The 22,097-nt window shown below is 73.7% G+C and carries 21 protein-coding genes; 9 read left to right on the forward strand and 12 right to left on the reverse strand.

Annotated features, from left to right (window positions below; all coding sequences use genetic code 11):
* Positions 1-19 precede the first annotated feature (19 nt).
* On the reverse strand, positions 20-1,162 hold the full coding sequence (locus tag ACFQTY_RS15695) for an alpha/beta hydrolase (RefSeq protein WP_378102280.1): 1,143 nt from the start codon (positions 1,160-1,162) through the stop codon (positions 20-22).
* 367 nt (positions 1,163-1,529) lie between these two features.
* On the opposite strand from ACFQTY_RS15695, the gene ACFQTY_RS15700 reads away from it, so the two are divergent.
* Positions 1,530-3,164 carry a methyl-accepting chemotaxis protein gene (locus ACFQTY_RS15700; RefSeq protein ID WP_378102282.1) on the forward strand — a complete coding sequence of 545 codons (1,635 nt, stop codon included), beginning with the start codon at positions 1,530-1,532 and terminating at the stop codon, positions 3,162-3,164.
* Between the two features lie 40 nt (positions 3,165-3,204).
* On the opposite strand, the gene lgt is transcribed toward ACFQTY_RS15700, so the two are convergent.
* The 6 genes from lgt to ACFQTY_RS15730 form a co-directional block, all read right to left on the reverse strand.
* A complete protein-coding gene (gene lgt / locus ACFQTY_RS15705) occupies positions 3,205-4,119 on the reverse strand; it encodes a prolipoprotein diacylglyceryl transferase (protein ID WP_378102285.1) in 915 nt (304 codons plus the stop codon).
* Between the two features lie 88 nt (positions 4,120-4,207).
* Positions 4,208-4,828: a polysaccharide deacetylase family protein gene (locus ACFQTY_RS15710; RefSeq protein ID WP_378102287.1), complete on the reverse strand. Its 621-nt coding sequence runs from the start codon at positions 4,826-4,828 to the stop codon at positions 4,208-4,210.
* 483 nt (positions 4,829-5,311) lie between these two features.
* Positions 5,312-5,950: an alpha/beta fold hydrolase gene (locus ACFQTY_RS15715; RefSeq protein ID WP_378102289.1), complete on the reverse strand. Its 639-nt coding sequence runs from the start codon at positions 5,948-5,950 to the stop codon at positions 5,312-5,314.
* 153 nt (positions 5,951-6,103) lie between these two features.
* Complete coding sequence (locus tag ACFQTY_RS15720; RefSeq protein ID WP_378102291.1) at positions 6,104-7,021, reverse strand: matrixin family metalloprotease; 918 nt, start codon at positions 7,019-7,021, stop codon at positions 6,104-6,106.
* The gene (locus ACFQTY_RS15725) at positions 7,018-7,791 is read right to left on the reverse strand and encodes a fructosamine kinase family protein (protein WP_378102293.1); all 774 of its coding nucleotides are present in this window, start codon (positions 7,789-7,791) and stop codon (positions 7,018-7,020) included. Before ACFQTY_RS15725 ends, ACFQTY_RS15720 begins: the two co-directional genes overlap by 4 nt.
* Complete coding sequence (locus ACFQTY_RS15730) at positions 7,788-8,303, reverse strand: Lrp/AsnC family transcriptional regulator (protein ID WP_378102296.1); 516 nt, start codon at positions 8,301-8,303, stop codon at positions 7,788-7,790. The genes ACFQTY_RS15725 and ACFQTY_RS15730 overlap by 4 nt, the downstream gene beginning before the upstream one ends.
* Before the next feature lie 138 nt (positions 8,304-8,441).
* Here ACFQTY_RS15730 and ald point away from each other — a divergent pair, with 138 nt between their 5' ends.
* The 3 genes from ald to ACFQTY_RS15745 all read left to right on the forward strand — a co-directional run bounded on the left by ald (position 8,442) and on the right by ACFQTY_RS15745 (position 13,153).
* The gene (gene ald / locus ACFQTY_RS15735; protein ID WP_378102299.1) at positions 8,442-9,569 is read left to right on the forward strand and encodes an alanine dehydrogenase; all 1,128 of its coding nucleotides are present in this window, start codon (positions 8,442-8,444) and stop codon (positions 9,567-9,569) included.
* A gap of 44 nt (positions 9,570-9,613) precedes the next feature.
* Positions 9,614-11,710, forward strand: a complete 2,097-nt coding sequence (locus ACFQTY_RS15740) for a M3 family metallopeptidase (protein WP_378102302.1) — start codon at positions 9,614-9,616, stop codon at positions 11,708-11,710.
* An 87-nt stretch (positions 11,711-11,797) separates the two neighbouring features.
* Positions 11,798-13,153: a M20/M25/M40 family metallo-hydrolase gene (locus tag ACFQTY_RS15745; RefSeq protein ID WP_378102304.1), complete on the forward strand. Its 1,356-nt coding sequence runs from the start codon at positions 11,798-11,800 to the stop codon at positions 13,151-13,153.
* Positions 13,154-13,180: 27 nt separating this feature from the next.
* Here the strand turns inward: ACFQTY_RS15745 and ACFQTY_RS15750 are convergent, their stop codons facing one another.
* Entirely contained in the window at positions 13,181-13,426 is a 246-nt protein-coding gene (locus tag ACFQTY_RS15750) for a DUF5703 family protein (RefSeq protein ID WP_291762622.1), read from the reverse strand.
* 117 nt (positions 13,427-13,543) lie between these two features.
* Between ACFQTY_RS15750 and ACFQTY_RS15755 the strand changes: the two genes are divergently transcribed.
* Positions 13,544-13,852, forward strand: coding sequence for a primosomal protein (locus tag ACFQTY_RS15755; protein WP_378102307.1), 309 nt, complete (start codon positions 13,544-13,546; stop codon positions 13,850-13,852).
* A gap of 22 nt (positions 13,853-13,874) precedes the next feature.
* On the opposite strand, the gene ACFQTY_RS15760 is transcribed toward ACFQTY_RS15755, so the two are convergent.
* Complete coding sequence (locus tag ACFQTY_RS15760; protein ID WP_378102310.1) at positions 13,875-14,843, reverse strand: aldo/keto reductase; 969 nt, start codon at positions 14,841-14,843, stop codon at positions 13,875-13,877.
* A 76-nt stretch (positions 14,844-14,919) separates the two neighbouring features.
* On the opposite strand from ACFQTY_RS15760, the gene ACFQTY_RS15765 reads away from it, so the two are divergent.
* Positions 14,920-15,807: an undecaprenyl-diphosphate phosphatase gene (locus ACFQTY_RS15765; RefSeq protein WP_291762735.1), complete on the forward strand. Its 888-nt coding sequence runs from the start codon at positions 14,920-14,922 to the stop codon at positions 15,805-15,807.
* A 43-nt stretch (positions 15,808-15,850) separates the two neighbouring features.
* On the opposite strand, the gene ACFQTY_RS15770 is transcribed toward ACFQTY_RS15765, so the two are convergent.
* Entirely contained in the window at positions 15,851-16,882 is a 1,032-nt protein-coding gene (locus tag ACFQTY_RS15770; RefSeq protein WP_378102312.1) for a magnesium and cobalt transport protein CorA, read from the reverse strand.
* 62 nt (positions 16,883-16,944) lie between these two features.
* Here ACFQTY_RS15770 and mshC point away from each other — a divergent pair, with 62 nt between their 5' ends.
* Positions 16,945-18,207, forward strand: a complete 1,263-nt coding sequence (mshC, locus tag ACFQTY_RS15775) for a cysteine--1-D-myo-inosityl 2-amino-2-deoxy-alpha-D-glucopyranoside ligase (protein ID WP_378102314.1) — start codon at positions 16,945-16,947, stop codon at positions 18,205-18,207.
* A gap of 39 nt (positions 18,208-18,246) precedes the next feature.
* Here the strand turns inward: mshC and ACFQTY_RS15780 are convergent, their stop codons facing one another.
* A complete protein-coding gene (locus tag ACFQTY_RS15780) occupies positions 18,247-19,059 on the reverse strand; it encodes a PAC2 family protein (RefSeq protein ID WP_378102444.1) in 813 nt (270 codons plus the stop codon).
* A 126-nt stretch (positions 19,060-19,185) separates the two neighbouring features.
* On the opposite strand from ACFQTY_RS15780, the gene ACFQTY_RS15785 reads away from it, so the two are divergent.
* A complete protein-coding gene (locus ACFQTY_RS15785; protein ID WP_378102317.1) occupies positions 19,186-19,857 on the forward strand; it encodes an HAD family hydrolase in 672 nt (223 codons plus the stop codon).
* 3 nt (positions 19,858-19,860) lie between these two features.
* On the opposite strand, the gene ACFQTY_RS15790 is transcribed toward ACFQTY_RS15785, so the two are convergent.
* Positions 19,861-20,694, reverse strand: coding sequence for a RecB family exonuclease (locus ACFQTY_RS15790; protein WP_378102447.1), 834 nt, complete (start codon positions 20,692-20,694; stop codon positions 19,861-19,863).
* 242 nt (positions 20,695-20,936) lie between these two features.
* On the opposite strand from ACFQTY_RS15790, the gene ACFQTY_RS15795 reads away from it, so the two are divergent.
* Positions 20,937-22,070, forward strand: a complete 1,134-nt coding sequence (locus ACFQTY_RS15795; protein ID WP_378102319.1) for a site-2 protease family protein — start codon at positions 20,937-20,939, stop codon at positions 22,068-22,070.
* Positions 22,071-22,097 lie beyond the last annotated feature (27 nt).

The raw sequence follows: 22,097 nt of genomic DNA on the forward strand, positions 1-22,097 counted from the left end.
CCGGTTCAGCACGGCCGGTTCAGGCGGTCGGCTTGAACCCGTTGACCGTCGACCCGAGCCACGTCAGCGCCGTCGGCACCGCATCGGCCCACACGCTGATGCGGTGCCCGGCGCTGATGTCCACCTGGGACTGGATCGACAGCGGCGCGTGGGCGGCCTTCAGCATCTCGGCGCTGCTCGAGTAGGAGAGGGAGTCCGCCTTGCTCGTCTGCAGCCACAGCGCGACGGGTGGGGGTGCCGTGGTGGCCAGCGAGACGAGCTGGTACCGCTTCGCCGCCGGGTCGCTCGGGTGGAACGGCACGTAGCTGTTGCCGAAGATCGGTGCGAAGTACCCGCCGAGGATCACGCCGGCGCCGAAGACGTCCGGGTGCAGCATCGACGTCATCGCGGCGCACCAGCCACCCGAGGAGAACCCGAGCGCCGCCCAGCCGGTGCGGTCCCGGGACACCCGCAGCAGCGTCGCGAGGTGCTGGGGGACGTCGTCGGCGAGCCACGTCTCGACCTGCGGCTGACCTGTGCCTCCGTTGACGCACTCCGTGTCGGCTCCGGCCGGGAACTCGAGCTGCGGCGCGACGACGACGACGTCCGAGATCTTGTGCTGGCCGGCGAGCGAGTCGAGGGACGGTACGAGGTTGACGCCCTGCATCCACACGTCAGGAGCTCCCGGGTAGCCGTGGAACGCCATGATGACCGGGTACGTCTTGCGGGCGTTCGCCGGGTCCTCGTAGCCGACCGGAAGGCTGACCATCACCCGGCCGCTGAGACCGCTGCGCGATCCGGTGAACGTGAACGTCTGGACGCGCTGCCCGGGCGAGGGGAGCGGTGGCAGGCTCGCGACCGGCACCGGGCTGCCGAGACCGGGCCCCTTGGGCGTGTCCTGCAGCGCGGCCTCCGCACTCGTGCCGCCCGAGCTCTGCCGCACAGTCGACGTCCCGCCGGTCCCGAAGAGGTCGCCCCAGCTCGCGTACCACCCGTTCTGGTTGTTCATCACCACGGCGACGGACAGCAGCACGAGCGCGCTCACCCCCAGCTGCGTGAGCAGGCGGGTCACGACGGTGGCGACGGTGCGGCGGCGCGCGGGCAGGCGCACCGCTCCCCAGACGAGCGCGGCCACCGTCAGCACGAGGACGACCAGGAGGAACGGCAGACCAGTCAACGACATCAGCAAGTCCCGAGCAGGAAGGGCGTGAGGGCACGAGCGGCACGAGCGACCGTCCGGACGGGCGACCTCCGGAAGGCTACGGGTCCCGAGCCGTCCCCGACCCTCTCGCCGGCGCGTGCCGGGTGAGGACTCGGTGCACGCTCGGTGAAGTGTGGACGTCCAGCTCCGGGCCGCCTCGCGCGCCGACGACTGTCGCCGCTATACGACGAAGGTCCTCGGACCGGCCTCTGACCAGGCACTGCCCGGTGCGAAATCGGTCGGGGTCGGGGCAGCGCAGCGGCCGGACGACTCAGAGGCCAGGTTCGTCGGCCGATCGGCAGGGTGATGCCGCCGCAGGGGAGGCCTCGAGCACCTGCAAGGGAGCACCATGTCGTCCACCGCGTCCGCGTCCTCGTCCCGCCTGCACGGCGCCGTCCGGTGGTGGACCGACCGCGGTGTCAGCACCCGGATCCTGACCGCCGTGCTGGTCGCCGCGTTCGTCGCGCTCGCGGTGGGGCTCGTCGGCATCGTCTCGATGGCGCGCAGCAACGCCGCGACGGCCGAGCTGTTCCGGAACCACGTCCAGGGCGTCGAGCAGGCCTCCACCCTTCGCCGCGCCATGGTGCAGATGCGGCTGGACGTCAGCGACCAGGCTCTGGCCCTGGGGGCGACGGAGAAGAAGGAGGACGAGCGCGCGGTCGCGGACGACGAGAAGGAGGCGACCGACGCCCTCGCGGCCCTGAAGGCCCTGGATCTGTCGAGCACCCAACGTGGGTACGTCGCCGACGTCGAGCAGCAGCTCGCCGCGTACGTCGCCGTCCGGGACGGCAAGCTCCTGCCGGCGGGCCGTGCCAACGACATCGCCACGTGGACCAACACGAGCAACGACCAGGCGACGGCGATCGTGATGGCGATGAACGCCGCGGTCACCAACCTGGTGGCGGACGAGAAGGCGGCCGCGCAGGCGGCGACGGATGCCGTGGCGGCCGAGTACCGGACCAGCCGGCTGCTCATGCTCGGCGCGCTGGCGATCGGCCTGAGCGCAGCCGTCGCCCTGGGCCTGTTCGTCGCCCGCGGCATCGTGCGCGGCCTCGGCCGGGTGAAGGCGGTGTGCACCGCGCTCGAGCGCGCCGACCTCACGGTGACGACGGGCCTGACCTCGCACGACGAGGTCGGGCAGATGGGCCACGCGCTGGACGCGGCGATCGCCACGCTGCGGCTGACCGTGGGGACGATCGACGCGTCCTCCACCTCGCTGGCGAACGCGACGGAGCAGATGGCGGCGTCCGGCGAGCAGATCGGGTCCAGCGCCGAGGAGACGGCTGCGCAGGCCGGCGTGGTGTCCGCCTCGGCGGGCGAGGTGTCGCGCAACGTGCAGGCGGTGGCGGCCGGGTCGGAGCAGATGGGCGCGTCGATCCTGGAGATCGCGCAGAACGCGACGGAGGCGGCGCGGGTGGCCGGCCAGGCGGTCGCGGCGGCTGCGGCGACCACCGAGACGGTGACCCGGTTGGGCGACTCCTCGCGCGAGATCGGCAACGTGGTGAAGCTGATCACCTCGATCGCGGAGCAGACCAACCTCCTGGCCCTGAACGCCACCATCGAGGCGGCGCGCGCCGGTGAGGCGGGCAAGGGGTTCGCGGTGGTCGCCGGGGAGGTCAAGGACCTGGCGCGGGAGACGGCCAAGGCGACCGAGGACATCGCCCGGCGCGTCGAGGCGATCCAGGCGGACACCGACGGGGCGGTGACCGCGATCGAGGAGATCACCGCGGTGATCGGTGCGATCAACGACTACCAGACCACCATCGCCGCCGCCGTGGAGGAGCAGACGGCCACCACCAACGAGATGAACCGGGGCGTCACCAAGGCCGCCACCGGGGCCGAGGCGATCGCCGCCACGATCTCCGGCGTGGCCGACGCGGCCGACCTGACGACCCAGAACGTCACACAGGCTCAGCAGTCGGTCACCGACATCGCCCGCATGTCGGTGGAGCTCCGCGAGCTGGTCGGACGGTTCACCGTCTGACGTCCGCGCCTGACGCCCGACCGCGCGGCCGGGTCTCGGGTCAGGCGCCCCCGGTCGGCACGCCGCCCGACGGCAGCTCGCCGGAAGGTGCCGTGCCGGAGGGCAGCTCGTCGGAGGGCGCGTCGACCGCCTCGACCTCGCCGTCGTCGTCGGCTGCGCGGCCGTCCCCGGACCGGCGCACCAGCAGGAACGCCATCGCACCGAGGAAGACCACCAGGCTGGTCCAGTCGTTCAGGCGCAGACCCAGGAAGTGGTTCGCGTGGTCGACGCGAAGAGCCTCCACCCAGGCGCGCCCGACCGTGTAGGCCGCGACGTACAGGGCGAACAGGCGGCCGCGGCGCAGCTGGAACCGTCGGCCGGCCCACACCAGCAGCAGCGCCACGCCGACGTCCCACAGCGACTCGTACAGGAAGGTCGGCTGGTAGGTCGCGATGTCCGGGGTGTCCGCCGGCCGGTGCGCCGGGTCGATCAGCAGGCCCCACGGGAGGGTGGTCGGGCCGCCGAACAGCTCCTGGTTGAAGTAGTTGCCCCACCGTCCGATCGCCTGGGCGAGCACCAGGGCGGGCGCGACGGCGTCCGCGAAGTCCGCCAGCCGGACGCCGTGCTTGCGGCACCCGATCCACGCGCCGACCGCGCCGAGGGCCACCGCCCCCCAGATCCCCAGGCCGCCGTCCCAGATGTACAGGGCCTTGATCGGCTGCCGTCCGGGCGCGAAGTACAGCTCCGGGTCGGTGATGAGGTGGTAGAGCCGGCCGCCGACGATGCCGAACGGCACCGCCCAGAACACGATGTCGAGCACCTGCTCGGGGTCACGGCCGCGAGCCGCCCAGCGTCGCTGCGTCCACAGCGTCGCGATCACGATGCCGAGCAGGATGCACAGCGCGTAGGCCCTGATCGGCACGGGACCGAGGTACCAGACGCCCTGCGACGGGCTGGGGATGTACGTCGGTCGCATCGTTCCTCACCACGCTGGGCCTCGACCGTCGGGTCCGCCGGTCACCGGATGCTCGCACATCGACCCCTGAGCCCCGCAACGGCGCGGCTCAGGGGAGCAGCGAACGCAGCGTGATGAAGGAGTACCCCCGCTCGCGCAGCCCCTCGATCACCGAGCCGAGCGCTGCGGCGTCGAGCGTGCTGCCGTCGTCCGGGTTGGCGCCGACGTGCATCAGGACGATCTCGCCGGGCTGCGCGGCACCGAGCACCCGTGCCCGGACCGACTCCACCGACTGCCCGCCGCTCGTGCCCTTCCAGCCGAGCGTGTCCACGGTCCAGCGGAACGGGACGTAGCCCGCGTCGTTCACCACGTGGATGTCCTCCGCGGTCCGGGCGCCGTACGGGAAGCGGAACAGCGGCTTGGCGGCGTGGCCGGTCGCGGCGCTGATCGACGCCTCCGCGGCGGAGAGCTGACGCTGGATCTCCGCGGTGGTGGTCTGCGTGAAGTCCGGGTGCGAGTCGCTGTGGTTGCCCACGGGGTAACCCGCCGCGCTGATCGCCCGGACGTCCGCCGGGTAGCGCCGGGCGAACTGGCCGGTGACGAAGAACGTGGCCGGCACGTCGTAGCGGGCCAGTGTCGCCAGCACCGAGGCGACCCCGGCGTTCGACGAACCGGCGTCGAACGTCAGCGCCACCACGACTCGGCCGGTGGCGACTCGGCTGACGTCCACGCCGCGCCAGGCGGCGGGGACACCGGTCGGAGGCGCGGGCGGAGGGACGGTGGGCGGTGCCGGCGGCTGTGGCGGCGGAACGGAGGGAGCGGGGGACGGGGACGACGGCGACGGGACGGGTGTCGTCGGCGTCGTCGGTGGGCCGGTGGTCGGTGTCGGTGTCGGTGTCGGTGTTCCGGGTCCGGTGCTCGGGGTGGGGGTCGAGGAGGCGGTCGGCACCGGGGTGCTCGTCGGTGCCTGCGGCGGCGTGGTCGACGTCGTGCAGCCGGCTGCCAGCAGGACCGTCAGCAGCATCCCGACGAGCGGGAGCGCTCTGCCGCGCCAGCGGCCTGGACCGGCGCCGACGACGCCGGAAGACAGGACGACCGTGTCGACGCCCATGACGACCTCCACGTCCAGGGTGTCGCGCCCGGGATGTGCCGTCCAGGGACCTCCGGCCGATCGCACGTCGTCAGGTCGCCCACCGGGACCCGACCTGGCCGCTCAGACCAGGGCAGGCACCTCGTGGTGACGCAGCTCCGCGATCGCCTCGAACAGCGCGCGGTTGAACGCCGCCGGGGCGTGGCTGTTGACGTCGTGCCCGGCGCCGGGCACGACCGTCAGCCGCGTGCCGGGGCGGGCCCGCAGGTAGCGGCGCTCGTCCAGACGCAGGGGGTCGCGGGCGCCGTTGACCAGCCAGACGGGCAGCGTGAGCCGTCGCAGGTCCGCCAAAGGGGAGTACCCGGCGACGGCGGCGAGCATGTCCGTCACCACGTGCCAGGACTCGCCGCCGACGCTCAGCAGCCGGTTCGCGTGGTGCGCCAGCCGCCGGTAGACGCCGATGGGCTTGCCGCGCAGCTCCGTCGAGCACCCGGCCAGCACCACACCGGCGAGCCGGTGCTCGTGGCGGCCGGCGTAGGCGAGGGACGTGTAGCCACCCAGCGAGAGCCCGACCAGGAGCGGCGGGGTGAGGCACCCGGCGACGGCGTCGTCGATCGCCTGGATCGCTCCCTCGAGGGTGAACCGCTCGCCCCGGCGGGTGCCGTGGCCGGGGAGGTCGACGGCGATCGTGTGGTGCCCCCGCGCGCGGAGCGCGGCGACCTGGGGGTCCCAGATGGACGACGACGTGCGGGTGCCGTGCACGAGCACGATGGGGTGCGAGATGACGTCTCCTGCGAGGTCCGGCGCGCCGGGACGGTCCCGGCGGTCACGCTCGGCGCTGAGCGATCAACCGACGGTACGTGCCGAACCTGGGAACCGCCTTGGGACGGTGGTGGGGCTCACAGGTGCGCTTGGTCACAGTCCCGGCACGCACGGCCCCGTGCCGAGGTGCGCCAGGCCGGCCCGGTCGCCGTCGGCGAGGGAGGTGACGTTCACCGCCGCCGTCGGGTTCATCAGCTGGGTCGGGTCGTTCACGTGGCCCAGCCCCACCAGGTGGGCGAGCTCGTGCGTCACGACGCCCTGGGCGAGCGCGGTGCCGTTGGCCGAGCCGAGCAGCTGGGTGATCGCCGGCCCGTCGAGCACGACGATGCCGCTCACGTAGTGCGCCGTCCCGTGCAGCGTCACGGAGGAGGAGCCGGCGCTCCCGGCGACGTCGCCGGCGAGCTCCGGCGTCTCTGTCGGGGTGGACCACGCGATCAGGACGGGTGCCCAGCGCCGCCCGTAGCGTTCAGGCTGGTACACCGGCCGGTGCTCCATGGGCGCCTCGGTGGTGCTGCCGTCGGCGACGAACTGCAGCCCGGTCGCCTCGGAGATGCGTGCCAGTCCCGTGGCGATCAGCACGTCCCCGCCGACAGGCGCGCCGTCCGTGCGGACCACGTAGTGGAGGGGGCGGCACGGGTCGTAGGTGACGGGTGAGACGCCGTCGGACTGCGTCTGCAGGAAGCTGTACGGCCCGGTGGTCGGCGCACCGAGCGGGGGAGTGCCGAGCGGGACCGCGGACTCCTCCCGCCCCGGCGGAGGTGCGTTGCGGGCGGCGGCGGCGGCGCCGAGCCGTCCGCTGAGCCATACGGTCGTCAGGGCCAGCACCAGCACGAGGACCACGGCCAGCGACCCCCGACGCCGACGGCTGCCGAGCGGGACGGCGAGAGCCTCCGTGACCGGCGGAGCGCTCGACGCCCGGGACCAGTCCGACGGTGGGATGTCCCCGGAAGCGGTCCACGCGCGCTGCGCGTCGCGTGGTCGGCGCTCCGGCCACCACGGTGGCTCGCTCATCGCTCCCCCGCCCGGACGAGCGCGCGCAGCTGCTCCACGTAGCCGCCACCGAACAGGAGGGCGTGCACGCCGACCGGGTAGAGCTGGTGCAGCCTCATGCGGTGCTGCCAGCCGCGACGCAGCGGATGGACGTCCTGGTATGCCGCAAGAACGAGGTCGAGGTGCGGCAGGCCGAACAGCGCCAGCATCGCGAGGTCGGTCTCCCGGTGACCGCCGTGCGCGGCGGGATCGACGAGCGTCGCGCCCGCGGCGGTCCACACGACGTTGCCCGACCACAGGTCGCCGTGCAGGCGGGCCGGGGTGTCGTCGTCGTCGAGCGCACCGCTGCGCAGCCGGTCGGCGAGCCGTGCCAGGCCGTCGAGGGTCGTGGCGTCGACGCTCGACGCGCGGCGCAGCTCGGCCCCGAGCGGGAGGAGACGGCACTCCGCGAGGAAGGCGCCCCAGGACGCGTACCGGCCGGACGCCATGGGCAGCGGGTGCTCGAGCGGACCGAAGAAGCCGTCACCCGACCACCCGTCGGGCGGTGCACCGAAGGCGTCGGCGCCGGCGTCGTGCAGGGCGGCGAGGCCGCGCCCCAGGTCACGTGCCGCGCGGGGTGACGCCGGTGCGGGCTCCAGCCGCACGAGGTCGAGGTGGTCCTCCGCCACGTCGAGCACCTCCACCACCGGTACGGCGTCGGCTGCGCGCAACCACCGCAGTCCCGCCGCCTCGCAGGCGAAGAAGCCGCGAGGCGCGCCCGCACGTGCCTTGCGGTGCACGCCTGGGGTCATCGGGCGTCCGCCGGAAGGTGCAGGTGCTCGAACACCAGGCTGGTCTGGGTGTGGGCGACCTCCTGGCGCGTGGACAGGTGCTCGACGACGAAGGCGCGCAGGGCCTGCGAGTCGGCCACGGCCACGTGCACGAGCACGTCGTCCGAACCGCCCAGCAGGTACACGTCCTGCACCTCCGGACGTTCGGCCAGGGCACGCGCGAACCGGCCGAGCCGCGCTCGGGCGGCCGCCTGCAACCGGACGGCGATGATCGCCTGCAGCCCGCGTCCCAGCGCCTGGGGGTCCACCTGCGCGGTGAAGCCGCGCAGCACACCGGACTCGCGCAGGGCCCGGACACGCGCGTGGCACGTGGACGGCGCGATGCCGACGCGGGCGGCGAGGTCCTTGTTGGACTGTCGGCCGTCGCGCTCCAGCTCGTGCAGGATCGCCCTGTCGACGTCGTCGAGGACCGCCGAGGATTCGGTCGACGCAGAGCGTCGCGCGGAGCTCGACGACGACGATCCGACTGACATGGCGCGAACCTACCGAAGATCCTGCGGTGGTGACGCGCCGGAAACACGTGAAGTTCACAATCGTCTGTGACGTGAACCACACGGTGCACGTCCGGCCGGGACCGACCGGCCGCAGCCCGGGCGACCAGGAGCACGTCGATGAAGGTGGGCATCCCCCGCGAGGTCAAGAACCGTGAGTACCGCGTCGCCGCCACCCCCGCAGGGGTGCACCGGCTGACCACCGCGGGCCACCAGGTGCTGGTCGAGGCCGGCGCCGGCCTCGGGTCGGCGATCGACGACGAGCAGTACCGGGCGGCCGGCGCCGTCGTCGTGCCGGACGCCGCCGCGGTGTGGACCGAGGCGGACGTCGTCTGCAAGGTCAAGGAGCCGGTGGAGTCCGAGTACGGGTACCTGCGGGACGACCTCGTCCTGTTCACGTACCTGCACCTGGCCGCCGACCGTCCCGCCACGGACGCGCTGCTCGCCGCGGGGACCACCTCGATCGCGTACGAGACCGTGCGGCTCACCGACGGCTCCCTCCCGCTGCTCGCGCCGATGAGCGAGGTCGCCGGCCGGCTCGCCACCCAGGTGGGCGCCTACCACCTGATGCGGAACGAGGGCGGCCGCGGGGTGCTGCTCGGCGGCGTACCGGGGGTGGACGGCGCCCGTGTGGTGGTGCTGGGCGGCGGGACCGTCGGCTTCCACGCGGCGACGATCGCGGTCGGCATGCGTGCGCAGGTCACCGTGCTGGACGTGTCGGTGCCCCGGCTGCGGCGCCTCGACGTCGAGCTCGGGGGCGCCGTGCGGACCGTTGCCTCCAGCGCCTGGGCGGTGGAGGAGGCCCTGCTCGAGGCGGACCTGGTGATCGGTGCCGTGCTGGTGCCGGGCGCGCGGGCCCCCCACCTGGTCAGCAACGAGCTGGTGTCCCGGATGCAGCGCGGGTCGGTGCTCGTGGACGTCGCGGTGGACCAGGGCGGGTGCTTCGAGGACACCCGGCCGACCACGCACGACGAGCCGACGTTCCCCGTGCACGGTTCGGTGTTCTACTGCGTCGCCAACATGCCGGGCGCCGTGCCGGTCACGTCGACGCGTGCGCTGACCAACGTGACCATGCCGTACCTCGGCGCGCTGGCGGACGACGGCTGGCGCGCTGCGCTCGCGGCGGACCCGGCGCTCGCCGCGGGCCTGACCACCCACGCCGGTCGGCTGTACAGCGAGCCGGTGGGCTCGGCGCACGGCTACCCGGTGGCCTCGCCCGCTGACGTCCTGCGGAGCACGACGGTCTAGAAGCGGTCGGGGGCGTTGCGTCGACCGCCTGCGACGATGACGTCGTGACCGACGCCCCCCGCCCGACCGCCGACGACGCCGTGCTCGACCCGAGCAACCCGTTCGCGTCGCGGTCGCCGCTGCCCTACGGCCTGCCGGACTACCACGCCATCCGCGAGGAGCACTACCGACCGGCGCTCCTGGCGGGCATGGCGCAGCAACGTGCGGAGCTCGAGGCGATCGCGACGGACGCAGAGCCTCCGTCGATCGAGAACACGGTGGTGGCGCTCGAACGGTCGGGTCGGCTGCTCGACCGGGTCACGGCCGCGTTCGACAACCAGCTCGGTGCCGATTCGACCGAAGCCCTGGAGCAGCTCGAGGAGGAGGTGGCGCCGCTGCTCGCGGCGCACCACGACGCGATGCTCCTCGACCGACGGCTCTACGACCGGGTCCGGACGCTGGCGCAGGAGGTGGCCGACGGCCGCCTGGCGGTCGAGCCGGACACGCGCTGGCTGCTGCACCGGCTCGACCTCGACTTCCGTCGGTCCGGCGTCGGGCTGGGCCCTGCGGACCAGGAGCGGCTGCGGGCGCTGAACGAGCGGATCACCGCCCTGGACGCCCGTTTCGGTCGCGAGCTGCTCGCCGCCTCCAACGCCGCTGCGGTGCTCGTCACCGACGAGGCCCAGCTGGCCGGTCTCGCGTCGGACGCGGTGGCCGCCGCCGCGGCGGCAGCGGCGCACCGGGGGCACGCCGGTGCCTGGCTGCTCGAGCTGGTCCTGCCCACGACGCAGCCGGTGCTGGCGAGCCTGCACGACCGGGCGCTGCGGGAACGCGTGCATCGAGCGGCGGTGACGCGTGGGCTCGGCCCCGACCACGACACGCGGCCGATCCTGCTGGAGCTGGCCCGCCTCCGCGCCGAGCGCGCGCGGCTGCTCGGCTACGTGCACCACGCGGACTACGTGGCCCAGGACGGGACGGCGACCACGTCGGAGGCGGTGACGGACCTGCTCACGGGGCTGGCACCCGCCGCCGTGGCGAACGCGCGGCGCGAGGCGGACGACCTCGCGGCCGCCCTGGCGGTGGACGTGCCGGGCGCCACCTTCGAGGTGTGGGACTGGCCGTACTACGCGGAGGCCGTCCGGCGCCGCCGTCGGTCGCTGGACGAGTCCCTGCTCCGCCCGTACCTCGAGCTCGACCGCGTGCTGGTCGACGGGGTGTTCTGGGCGGCGAACCAGCTGTACGGGCTGACCTTCAGGGAGCGGACCGACCTCGCCGGCTACCACCCCGACGTCCGCGTGTTCGAGGTGCTCGACGCCGACGGCGTGGGCATCGGCCTGTTCCTCGCGGACCCGTGGGCACGGGAGAGCAAGCGCGGCGGCGCCTGGATGAACACCCTCGTCGACCAGTCGCGCCTGCTGGGCCAACGCTGCGTCGTCGTGAACAACGCCAACATCCCGCGTCCTGCGCCGGGCCGGCCGGCCCTGCTGACGTGGGACCACGTGATCACCCTGTTCCACGAGTTCGGCCACGCGCTGCACGCCCTGGTGTCGGACGTGCACTACCCGTCCCAGTCCGGCACGGCCGTGCCGCGCGACTTCGTCGAGTACCCGTCGCAGGTCAACGAGATGTGGGCCTGGGACCCCTCCGTGATCCAACGGTTCGCCGTGCACCACGAGACCGGCGAGCCCATGCCGGCGCAGTGGCTCGCCACGCTGGTCGAGGGCCGGCAGGACGGCGAGGGCTTCGCCACCACGGAGTACCTGGCCGCAGCGCTGCTGGACCAGGCGTGGCACCGCCTGGCGCCCGACGAGGTCCCGGCGGATCCGGCCGAGGTCGAGGCCTTCGAGGCCGCCGCGCTCGAGGCGGCGGGCGTGGCGCTGCCGACGGTGCCGCCCCGCTACCGCAGCTCCTACTTCAACCACGTGTTCGGGGGCGGCTACGCCGCCGGCTACTACTCCTACCTCTGGTCGGAGGTGCTGGACGCCGACACGGTCGACTGGTTCACCGCGAACGGCGGCCTGCGGCGCGCGAACGGTGATCGCCTCCGTGCGGCCGTGCTCTCGCGCGGCGGGTCCCTCGACCCGATGCAGGCGTTCCGGGAGCTGGTCGGCCACGAGCCGCGGCTGGAACCCCTCCTCGTGCGCCGCGGGCTGACCCTCTGACGGTCCTGCTCGGCCGTGCCGCACCGCTGACCGGAGGCGTCGGCACACTCCCGCGGCGACGTTCCGCGTCCCCGGTACCGTGACCTCATGCCCGAGCCCGTGCCCACCGCCGGCGACGCCCCCACCATCGCCTCCGGCACACCGGCGGAGGCCGAGGTCGCCCGGATCTGCGCGGAGCTGATCCGGATCGACACCTCCAACTACGGCGATTCGAGCGGCCCGGGGGAGCGGCTGGCCGCCGAGTACGTCGTCGGCCTGCTGGAGGAGGTCGGCCTCGAGCCGGAGCTCTTCGAGAGCACGCCGGGCCGAGCCAACGTGGTGGTGCGGCTCGAGGGACGCGACCAGGACCGGCCCGCGCTCGTCCTGCACGGCCACACGGACGTGGTGCCGGCGCAGGCGGCCGACTGGTCCGTCGACCCGTTCGCGGGCGTCGAGGTCGGCGGCGTCCTCTGGGGCCGTGGGGCCGTGGACATGAAGGACATGGACGCGATGGTGCTGGCGGTGGTGCGCCAGATGGTCCGCGAGGGTCGGCGGCCGGCCCGTGACGTCGTGCTCGCGATGTTCGCCGACGAGGAGGCGGGCGGCGTGCACGGCGCCCGCTGGGCGGTGGACAACCGGCCCGAGCTGTTCGCCGGTGCGACCGAGGCGATCAGCGAGGTCGGCGGCTTCTCGGTCGAGGTCGGGGGCCAGCGCGCGTACCTGCTCCAGACGGCCGAGAAGGGGCTGGCGTGGCTCCAGCTCGTCGCCGAGGGGCGTGCCGGCCACGGCAGCCAGGTCAACCCGGACAACGCGGTGACCCACCTCGCGGCGGCGGTCGCCCGCATCGGCGCCTACCGCTGGCCCTACCAGCTCACCCCGACGGTCCGTCGGCTGCTGGAGGGCGTCGCGGACCTGACCGGCCTGCCCTTCGACCCGGAGGACGAGCGGGCGGTCGACGCCCTGGTCGACGCCCTCGGCCCGGCCTCGCGGTTCGTCGGCGCGACCCTGCGCAGCACCACCAACCCGACGCAGCTCGCCTCGGGCTACAAGGCCAACGTCATCCCGGGTTCGGCACGGGCCACCGTCGACGGTCGGTTCCTGCCCGCGCACGAGGCCGAGTTCGACGCCACGCTGCAGCAGCTGCTCGGTGAGCACGTCCGCATCGAGTCGCAGCATCGTGACATCGGGCCGGAGGCGCCCTTCGACACCGACCTCGTCGGCGCGATGACGGCCGCGGTCCAGGCCGAGGACCCGGGTGCCGTAGTCCTGCCGTACATGCTCTCCGCCGGCACCGACAACAAGTCGCTCGCACGGCTGGGCATCCACGGGTACGGGTTCGCACCGCTGCGGCTGCCGGCGGACCTCGACTTCCCGGCGATGTTCCACGGGGTCGACGAGCGCGTTCCGGTTGACGCCCTGCGGTTCGGCACCCGCGTGCTGGACCGCCTGCTGCAGACCTGCTGAGCCCGCGCCCTCGACGGGCGTGGCCGCTCAGTCGAGGTCTGCGCCGAGAGTGCTCTGCACCCGGATGATCTTGCGACGCAGCAGCACGCGACGCTCGCCGCCCACGTACATCCGGGTCCGGGCGAGCTCCCAGCGGCCGTACTCCGCCTCGTACGTCAGCAACCGGCGGGCGTCGTTCCCGTCGGTGGTCCGCGGGATCGTCAGGGTGCGGTACTCGTACTGGCCGCCCCGGGACAGGAAGTCGCCCCGGCCGGCCGTCGTTCGTTCGGCCACCCGCTCACCTCGTCTCTCGTCGCGTGGGTCGTACGGCGGTCCACCACTGCCGGCGCTGCACCCGCGCAACGACCGGCGCGGTGCCATTGTGCCCTGCGCGGCGATACGGTCTACGGCATGACCGTCGACCCCCGCGCTGCGCTCGACCGGCTGATCGCCGCGCTCGAGGCCCACTACCACGCCGTGGAGAGCCGCCACGGCGAGGACGACCCGGCGGTCGACGACGCGTACGACGTCCTCGCCGACGCCTTCGAGGTCTACGACGACGCCCTCGGCACCGTCTTCGGGGAGGCGACGCCGTTCTACCTCGGTGAGGAGGAGGACGAGTCCGAGGACGACGAGGACGAGGACGACGACGCCGACGACGAGTCGGACGAGGACTGGTCAGCCGAGGACGAGGACGACGAGGCGCCCGTCTCGCGCTGACTCCGGGCCACGCGGCGGGACGTCAGCCGGCCGGTCGCTCGGGATAGCCGACCGGCGGGGCGCTGACCTCGGTCAACGCCCGCACGATCTCCTCCGGCAGCGTCAGGTCGTCCGCCGCCAGGCACGCGCGCAGCTGCGCCGGCGTCCGCGCGCCCAGCACCGCGCACGCCAGTGCGGGACGCGTGCGCAGCCACGCGAGCGCGACCTCGGCGGGGGAGCGCTGCAGCCCCGTCGCCGCGGTCGCGGTCGCCTCGACGACGGCCGACGCCGGACGCGTGAGGTAGGGCTCGACGAAGCCCGCCAGGTGCGCGGACGCAGCGCGCGAGTCGGCGGGCACCGTCCTTCGGTACTTGCCGGTGAGGACGCCGCGCCCCAACGGTGACCAGGCGAGCAGTCCGGCGCCGAGAGCGGCGGCGGCCGGCACCACCTCGCGCTCGACGCCGCGCTGCAGCAGCGAGTACTCGGCCTGCAGCACCCCGAGGCCGACGTCGGGCTCGAGCAGCGTCGCCGCGCGCCCCACCTGCCAGCCGGCGTGGTTGGACAGGCCCACGTACCGAGCCCGTCCCGAGCTCACCGCGAGGCGGAGGGCCGAGCACGTCTCCTCGAGCGGGGTCCGGGGGTCGGGGTTCTGCACCAGCCAGACGTCGACGTGGTCCGTTCCGAGCCGCCGCAGCGACGCGTCCAGGCTGTCGAGCAGCGCGCCACGAGAGGCGTCCACCACCGAACCGTCGGAGGTGTGGCGGACACCCGCCTTGGTGCACAGCTGCACCTCGTCACGGGCGACCGCACCGCGCAGCAGGTTGCCGATCAGCTCCTCGGCGCCGCCGTCGGCGTAGGACGCGGAGGTGTCCAGGAGGGTGCCACCCGCCTCGACGAACTCCCGCAGCAGCTGCGCCGCGTCGTGCTCGTCGGTGTCCCGGCTCCAGGTCATCGTGCCGAGGCCCAGCCACGACACGTGCAGGCCGGTACGTCCGACCCGGCGCTGCTCCATGACTGGTCACCCTAACCGCGGGGCGTCGGGGGCCCGGCACGCCGCGCAGGATATGGTGCGCCCCGTGGCGAGCGGCATGGGCGGCGGCGAGGCGATCCTGCTCGGACTGGTGCAGGGCCTGACGGAGTTCCTCCCGGTCTCGTCCAGCGCGCACATCCGGATCATCAGCGAGCTGATCGGCGGCCGGGACGCGGGTGCCGCGTTCACCGCGGTGATTCAGCTCGGCACGGAGTCGGCCGTGCTGCTGTACTTCCGCCGCGACATCGTGCGGATCGTCTCCGCCTGGTGGCGGGCGCTGCGCGGCGACCGCGGCACGGACTGGCGGTCGCGTGCCGGCATGCCCGAGGGCGCCAGGGCCGACCACGACGCGCTGATGGCGTGGTTCATCGTCATCGGGTCGCTGCCGATCGTCATCCTCGGCGTGCTGTTCCAGCACTCGATCGAGAACGTGCTGCGCAACCTCTGGATCACGGTGCTCACGCTGGTCGGGTTCGCGCTGCTGCTCGGCTGGGCGGACCGGGTGGGCCGCAAGGAGCGACCGCTCGACACGCTGACGCCGCGCCACGCCGTCCAGTTCGGCTTCTGGCAGGCGCTGGCCCTGATCCCCGGCGTCTCCCGCTCGGGTGGGACGATCACCGGCGGTCTGCTGATGGGCTACACCCGCGAGGCCGCCGCCCGGTACTCGTTCCTCCTGGCGATCCCGGCGGTGTTCGGCTCCGGGCTCTACGAGCTGGTGACCAACCTCGACGGGTTCGGGCACGCCGGGGTACCGGGTCTGGGACTGACGCTGGTCGCGACGATCGTGGCGTTCGTCGTCGGGTACCTCGTGATCATCGTGTTCCTGAAGATCGTCTCGACCTACAGCTACCGCCCCTTCGTGCTGTACCGGATCGGGCTGGCAGCCGTCGTCGTGCTGCTGCTCGTCACCGGAGCCCTGGACCCCAGCGTGCCGGTCACGCCCTGACCCGTCACGGCAGGAGCGTCGCGCGCCGGCAGCGGCCCGGTCGCTACAGCCAGCCGCTGCGCTTGAACGCGCGGTACAGCCACAGGCAGGCGGCTCCCATGACGACCACCGCGAGCGGGTAGCCGTACGTCCAGCTCAGCTCCGGCATGTGGTGGAAGTTCATGCCGTAGAGGCCGACGATCAGCGTCGGCACGGCGATCATCGCCGCCCACGCGGAGATCTTCCGCATGTCCTCGTTCTGCCGGACCGACACCTGCGACAGGTGCACCTCGAGCATCGCTCCGAGCAGCGAGTCGTGGGCGTCGAGGTGGCGGTCCAGACGGTCGACCGACGCCTGCAGCCGGTGCAGCCACTGGCTGGTGCGCGCCGCGTGGCGGTCCTCGTCGTCCTCCAGCTCGGGAAGCACCGCCATCAGCGGGCTGAGGCTGCGGCGCGCCTCGGCGATCTCGCGCTTCAGGTCGTAGATGCGCTCCACCGGGTCCGAGCTGCCCGAGCTGAACACCAGGCGTTCGGTGTGCCCGACGGCGTCGCCGAGCCCGAGCTCCACCTCGCTGGCGCGCGCCAGGATCGTGAACAGCAGGGCGGCCAGCGCCTCACGCACGCCGCGGTCGGGGGTGGGGGCGCCCGTGGTCAGCCGTTCGGCCGCGATGTCGTGGACGTGCGCACTGCCCTGCTCGACCGAGAGCAGCAGGTCGTCGCAGGCCACGGCGGTCAGGTCGCCGGTGTGCACGTCCCTGGTCGTGTCGTCGTACCACATCGTCGGGATCGACAGCAGGACGTCCCCCGTGCGCGCATGGTCCACGTGCGCGAACAGCGCGGTGGTCGGGCGCCCGGTCTCCAGCCGCCGGACCCGCTGCTGCGCCAGCGCCACGGTCACCTCGTCTGCGCCCCACGCCCGTGCAGCCGGGGCGAGGTCGGCCAGCCGCTCGAGCACCACCCAGGTGGGTGTGCCGCGGGTCCCGGGGCGGACGACGAGCCCGGGATCCCACGGGACCCGGGCCCATGCACCGTCCTGCTGCTGGTAGATCGCGAGCGGGACGACCTGGCGTCCCGGGTCGTCGGCGGCGGTCGTCACGTCGGCATTCTGGCTCTTCCGCCCGCGCGGCCCGTCCCGCCGAGCCGGTTAGGCTTCCGGACGTGCTCACCTGGCCTGCCCCGCACGTCCCGCGGCTCCCGGGTGAGGGCCCCGTCGTCCGGGTCCACGACAGCTCCACCGGCGAGATGGTGCCGGCGTCGTCCGGACCGACCGCGACGCTGTACGTCTGCGGAATCACGCCGTACGACGCGACGCACCTGGGGCACGCTGCGACCGCCGTCGCGTTCGACGTGCTCAACCGCGCGTGGCGCGACTCCGGTCTGAGCGTCCGGTTCGCGTCGAACGTCACGGACGTCGACGACCCTCTGCTCGAGCGAGCGACCGCGACCGGCGTCGACTGGCGCTCGCTCGCCGACGACCAGATCGCCCTCTACGCGGAGGACATGACCGCGCTGGGCGTCATCCCGCCCGACGTCTACCGGGGCGTCGTCGAGGTGCTCCCGGACGTGGTGGTGGCGGTCGAGGCGCTGCTCGAGGCAGGGGCGGCCTACCGCGTGCCCACGCCCGACGCGGTGGACGACGGGACCGGCCTGGGCGATGTGTACGCGGACCTCACGGCGGACCACGGCTTCGGGGCCGTCGCCGGCCTCGACCGGGACACGATGCTCGCCCTCTCCGCCGAGCGGGGCGGGGATCCGGAGCGGCCCGGCAAGCGGGACCCGCTGGATCCGCTGCTGTGGCGGCGCGAGCGTGCCGGCGAGCCGGCGTGGGACGGCGGGACGCTCGGCCGGGGTCGTCCCGGCTGGCACATCGAGTGCGCGGTGATCGCCCGGGACGGCCTCGGGCTGCCCTTCGACGTCCAGGGTGGTGGGTCCGACCTGCTGTTCCCCCACCACGAGATGAGCACCTCGCACGCGCGGCTGCTGGACGCGGGCCACGGCGCACGGGTCCACGTGCACGCCGGGATGGTGGGTCTGGACTGCGAGAAGATGAGCAAGTCCAGGGGCAACCTGGTGCTCGTCTCCACCCTCCGGAACCAGGGCGAGGACCCGATGGCGATCCGGCTGGCGCTGCTGGCGCACCGGTACCGGCACGACTGGGAGTGGTCGGCGGACCAGCTCGCACAGGCGCGGACGCGGTTGGCGTCCTGGCGGCGTGCGGTCTCGGGCAACGGCGGACCGGACGCGACGGCGACCCTGACCGCCGTGCGTGCGGCGGTGGCGGACGACCTCGACACGCCCACGGCCCTCCAGGCGGTCGACGACTGGGTGGCACGTGCGGCGCGCGGGGCCGAGGAGCCGGTCGAGGGCGCACCCGGGGTGGTGGCCCGCGCGGTGGACGCCCTGCTGGGCGTGCGCCTCTAGGGACTGCAGCGCGGTGCCTGCAGCCGGACCGGTCGTGCGTCAGCCGCCGTTTCCGGTGTCGCGCCGACGCAGGTAGCGCTCGAACTCCTGCGCGATCGCCTCGCCGCTCGCCTCGGGCAGCTCGGCGGTGTCCTTCGCCTGCTCCAGCTGGCGCACGTAGTCGCCGATCTCGGAGTCCTCGCCCGCCAGCTCGTCGACCCCCGCCTGCCAGGCCGCGGCGTCGTCCGGGAGCTCGCCCAGCGGGATCGACTCCCCGAGCAGCTGCTCGATCCGGTGCAGGATCGCCAGGGACGCCTTGGGCGACGGGGGGTGCGCGACGTAGTGCGGCACGGCCGCCCACAGCGAGAGGGACTGCATGCCACGCGCGGCCGCCTCGTGCTGGAGCACCCCCACGATTCCGGTGGGGCCCTCGTAGGTGCTGGCCTCCAGGCCGAGGGCGGCGCGGACGACGGCGTCCTCACTGGTGGCGTTCACCGGGATCGGGCGGGTGTGCGGCACGTCCGCTAGCAGCGCACCGACGGTGACGACGGTCCGCACGCCCAAGCCCGCGGCGATGTCGAGCAGCTCGTTGCAGTAGCGCCGCCACCGCATCGAGGGCTCGATGCCGTGCACCAGCACCACCTGCCGTCCCGTGCGCGGGCCCCGTGCAACCGCGACGGAGGTGCTGGGCCAGCTGATCCGGCGGACGCCGTCCTCGTCGACGGCGATCACCGGACGGTTCACCTGGAAGTCGTGGTATTCCTCGGGGTCCAGCTCGTCGATCTGCTCGGCGTCCCAGGCCTGGTGGAGGTGGGTCAGCGCCTCCGTCGCCGCGGAGCCAGCATCGTTCCAGCCCTCGAACGCCGCCAGCATGACGGTGTCGTCACCGGGCAGGTCCGCCGTCACGTCGCTCACCCCGACAGCCTAGGCGGGGGCGGCCCGGGCGCAGGGGCTGCGCCAGCTCCGGTGTGGGCGTCGACGGCTCCGTACGATGGTCCGGTGCTCGAGCTGCCCGCCGCCGTCCTCTGGGACATGGACGGCACCCTCATCGACACCGAGCCGTACTGGATGGCCGCGGAGACCGAGCTGGTCGAGGCGTACTCCGGGGTCTGGACGCCCGCCGACGCGGCGGAAATGATCGGGTCGTCGATGACGGTGTGCGCCGCTGCCCTCCAGGCGCGGGGCGTCACCCTGACCGCGCTCGAGATCGCCGAGGCGCTGAACTCCCGCGTCGGGGCCGCGGTGGCCGCCGGCATCCCGTGGAAGCCGGGGGCGGTCGAGCTGCTCACGGAGCTGAACGGTGCCGGTGTGCCGCAGGCCCTGGTCACGTCGTCGCAGGCCGTTCTCGCCGCTCCGTTCGCCGAGGCGGTGGGCTTGTTCGACGTCGTGGTCGCCGGTGACCACGTCGCGAACTCCAAACCGCATCCGGAGCCGTACCTGACGGCTGCGCGCCTGCTCGGCGTCGAGCCAGGCCTGTGCGTGGCCGTCGAGGACTCACCGTCCGGCGTGGCGGCGGCCCTCGCCGCGGGTGCCCGGGTGGTGGCCCTGGCCTCACCGTCGACGGTGCCGCCGGCACCGGAGCTCAGCCGGGTCTCCGGGCTGACGGATCTCGACCTGGCCGCGCTGGCCCGGGTCGGGGCCGGGCACGTGCTCGACCTGCGCGCCGCCTGACCGTCAGGCGACGGCCGCCCGGTCGGGCCGTACGCCGGTCGCCCGCTCGACCGCGTCGTCCGACACCTCGGGCGTCGTGCCGCCGAACGCCGGGCAGAGCTGGCGGAACGAGCACCAGTCGCACAGCTTGGAGGTCCGCGGGCGCCAGTCGCCGCTGCGCGCCGTCTCATGCACGCCCGCCCAGATGGACCGCACCCGCGACTCGAGGGTCAGCATCTCGGACTCGGTCGGTTCGTGTCGCAGCACGGTCCCGTCACCGAGGTACTCCAGCTGCAGCAGGCGGGGGAGCGTGCCGCGCGTGCGCCAGACGACGTAGGCGTAGAACCGCATCTGGAACAGCGCGTCGCCCTCGTAGCCGGGGCGCGGAGAGCGGCCGGTCTTGTAGTCCACGACCCGCACCCATCCGTTGGGTGCGACGTCGACCCGGTCGATCACGCCCCGCAGCTGCGGACCGCCCTCGAGCTCCGCGCTCACCTTCAGCTCACGGGCGCGTGGTTCGAGGCGGGTCGGGTCCTCGAGCGTGAAGTACGTGCCGAGGAGCTCCTCGGCGGACACGAGCCAGGTGTCGCGCGCCGCGTCGTCCGCGAACAGGCCGGCGTACGCCTCGGACCTTTCGCACAGCGCCGTCCATCGCGGCAGCAGCAGCGCCCGGGCGGCGTCCATGGTCCGTTCGGATGCCGGCAGGTCGAAGAGGTGCTCGAGGACGGAGTGCACCAGCGTGCCGCGAGCGGCCGCCTCGGTGGTGGGCTCCGGAAGGCGGTCGACGACGCGGAGGCGGAACAGCAGCGGGCACTGCAGGAAGTCGTGCGCGCGAGAGGGTGACAGCCCGGGCGGCATGCGAGACGCCGACCGGTTCGAGCTGTCCGCGGCGTCCTCGATGGTCTCCTCGACCGCGACCTCCACGGCGGCGGACGCGACCTCCAGAGCGTCGACCGCGCCGTCGAGCTCCGTGATCTGCTCGGGAGCCGTCTCGTCCTGGTCGATGCTCACTTGCCGAGGGTAGGCGGCACCACCGACATCCCGACCTCGGCACGCGGCTGCCGCACGGTGCGCGCTGCCGGGCCACCTACGCTGAGCCGGTGAGCAGCCCGTCGGACCCGCGCCCGCCCCGCCAGCCCGGCTGGGTGATCGGCCACGTGGCCGGCGCGCCCGTGGTGCTGGCGCCCTCGTCGTTGCTCGCCGTGGTGGTGCTGACGGCGGCCTACGCGCCGTCGGTGCGGAGCGCCACCCGGCTCGGCGCCGGTGCGTACCTCGTCGCGGCGGTGTTCGTCGTGCTGCTCTTCGCCTCCGTGCTGGCGCACGAGCTGGCCCACGGCATCGTGGCCAAGCGGCGTGGGCAGCAGCCGACGGCGTTCGTGCTGACGTTGTGGGGCGGGCACACGTCGTTCGTCGGCGGCAGCGCGTCACCGGCGACGTCCGCCCTGGTCGCCGTCGTCGGCCCGCTGGCGAACCTGCTCCTCGCCGGGGCGTTCGCCGGCCTGAGAGCGGTCGCGCCGGCCGGGTCGCTGGCGGAGTACCTCGCCTGGGCGGGCGCACTGAGCAACGGCTTCGTCGGCGTCTTCAACCTGCTGCCGGGTCTGCCGCTCGACGGTGGCCGCCTGCTCGAGGCGGCGGTCTGGGCCGGGACCCGTGACCGTTCGCGTGGCACGGAGGTGGCCGGCTGGGTCGGGCGAGCCGTCGCCGCCGGCCTGGTGCTGCTCGCCGTGGTGCTGCCGCTCGCGCAGGGCCTGCCGCCGTCGGTGTTCACCCTCATCTGGGCGCTGCTGATCGCGGCCTTCCTCTGGAACGGGGCGACGGCATCGATCCGCTCCGCGCGGCAGCAGCGGGTGGTGCACGGCCTGACCCTGGCGTCGGTCGCCAGGCCGGCGCTGGTCGTCGCGCCCGAGGAGACCGTCGCCGTGGCCGGTCAGCACGCCGTCGCGGCCGGGGCGAGCGAGGTGGTGCTCGTCGCGCCGGACGGTCGGCCTGCCGCCTACGTCGACGTCGACGCGGCGGGTCGCGTCCCGGCCTCCGCTGCGGCGACTACCCCGGTGAGCGCCGTGGCCGTGCCGCTGCCCGTGGGGGCGTGGATCGACGGACGGCTGGCGGGCGAGGCGCTGCTGGAGGCGCTGTCCCAGGCGTCCCGGCTGTCGCCGGTCGTCGCCGTGCTCGTGGACGGCCGCGTCGCGGGGCTCGTCCGGACGGCCGACGTCGTGGCGATGCTGCGGGTCTAGCACCGGCTCGCCGGCACCGGACGATGC

Origin of the sequence: Cellulomonas sp. T2.31MG-18, assembly GCF_964266755.1 — a bacterium.
In the GTDB taxonomy this organism is placed as follows: domain Bacteria; phylum Actinomycetota; class Actinomycetes; order Actinomycetales; family Cellulomonadaceae; genus Cellulomonas.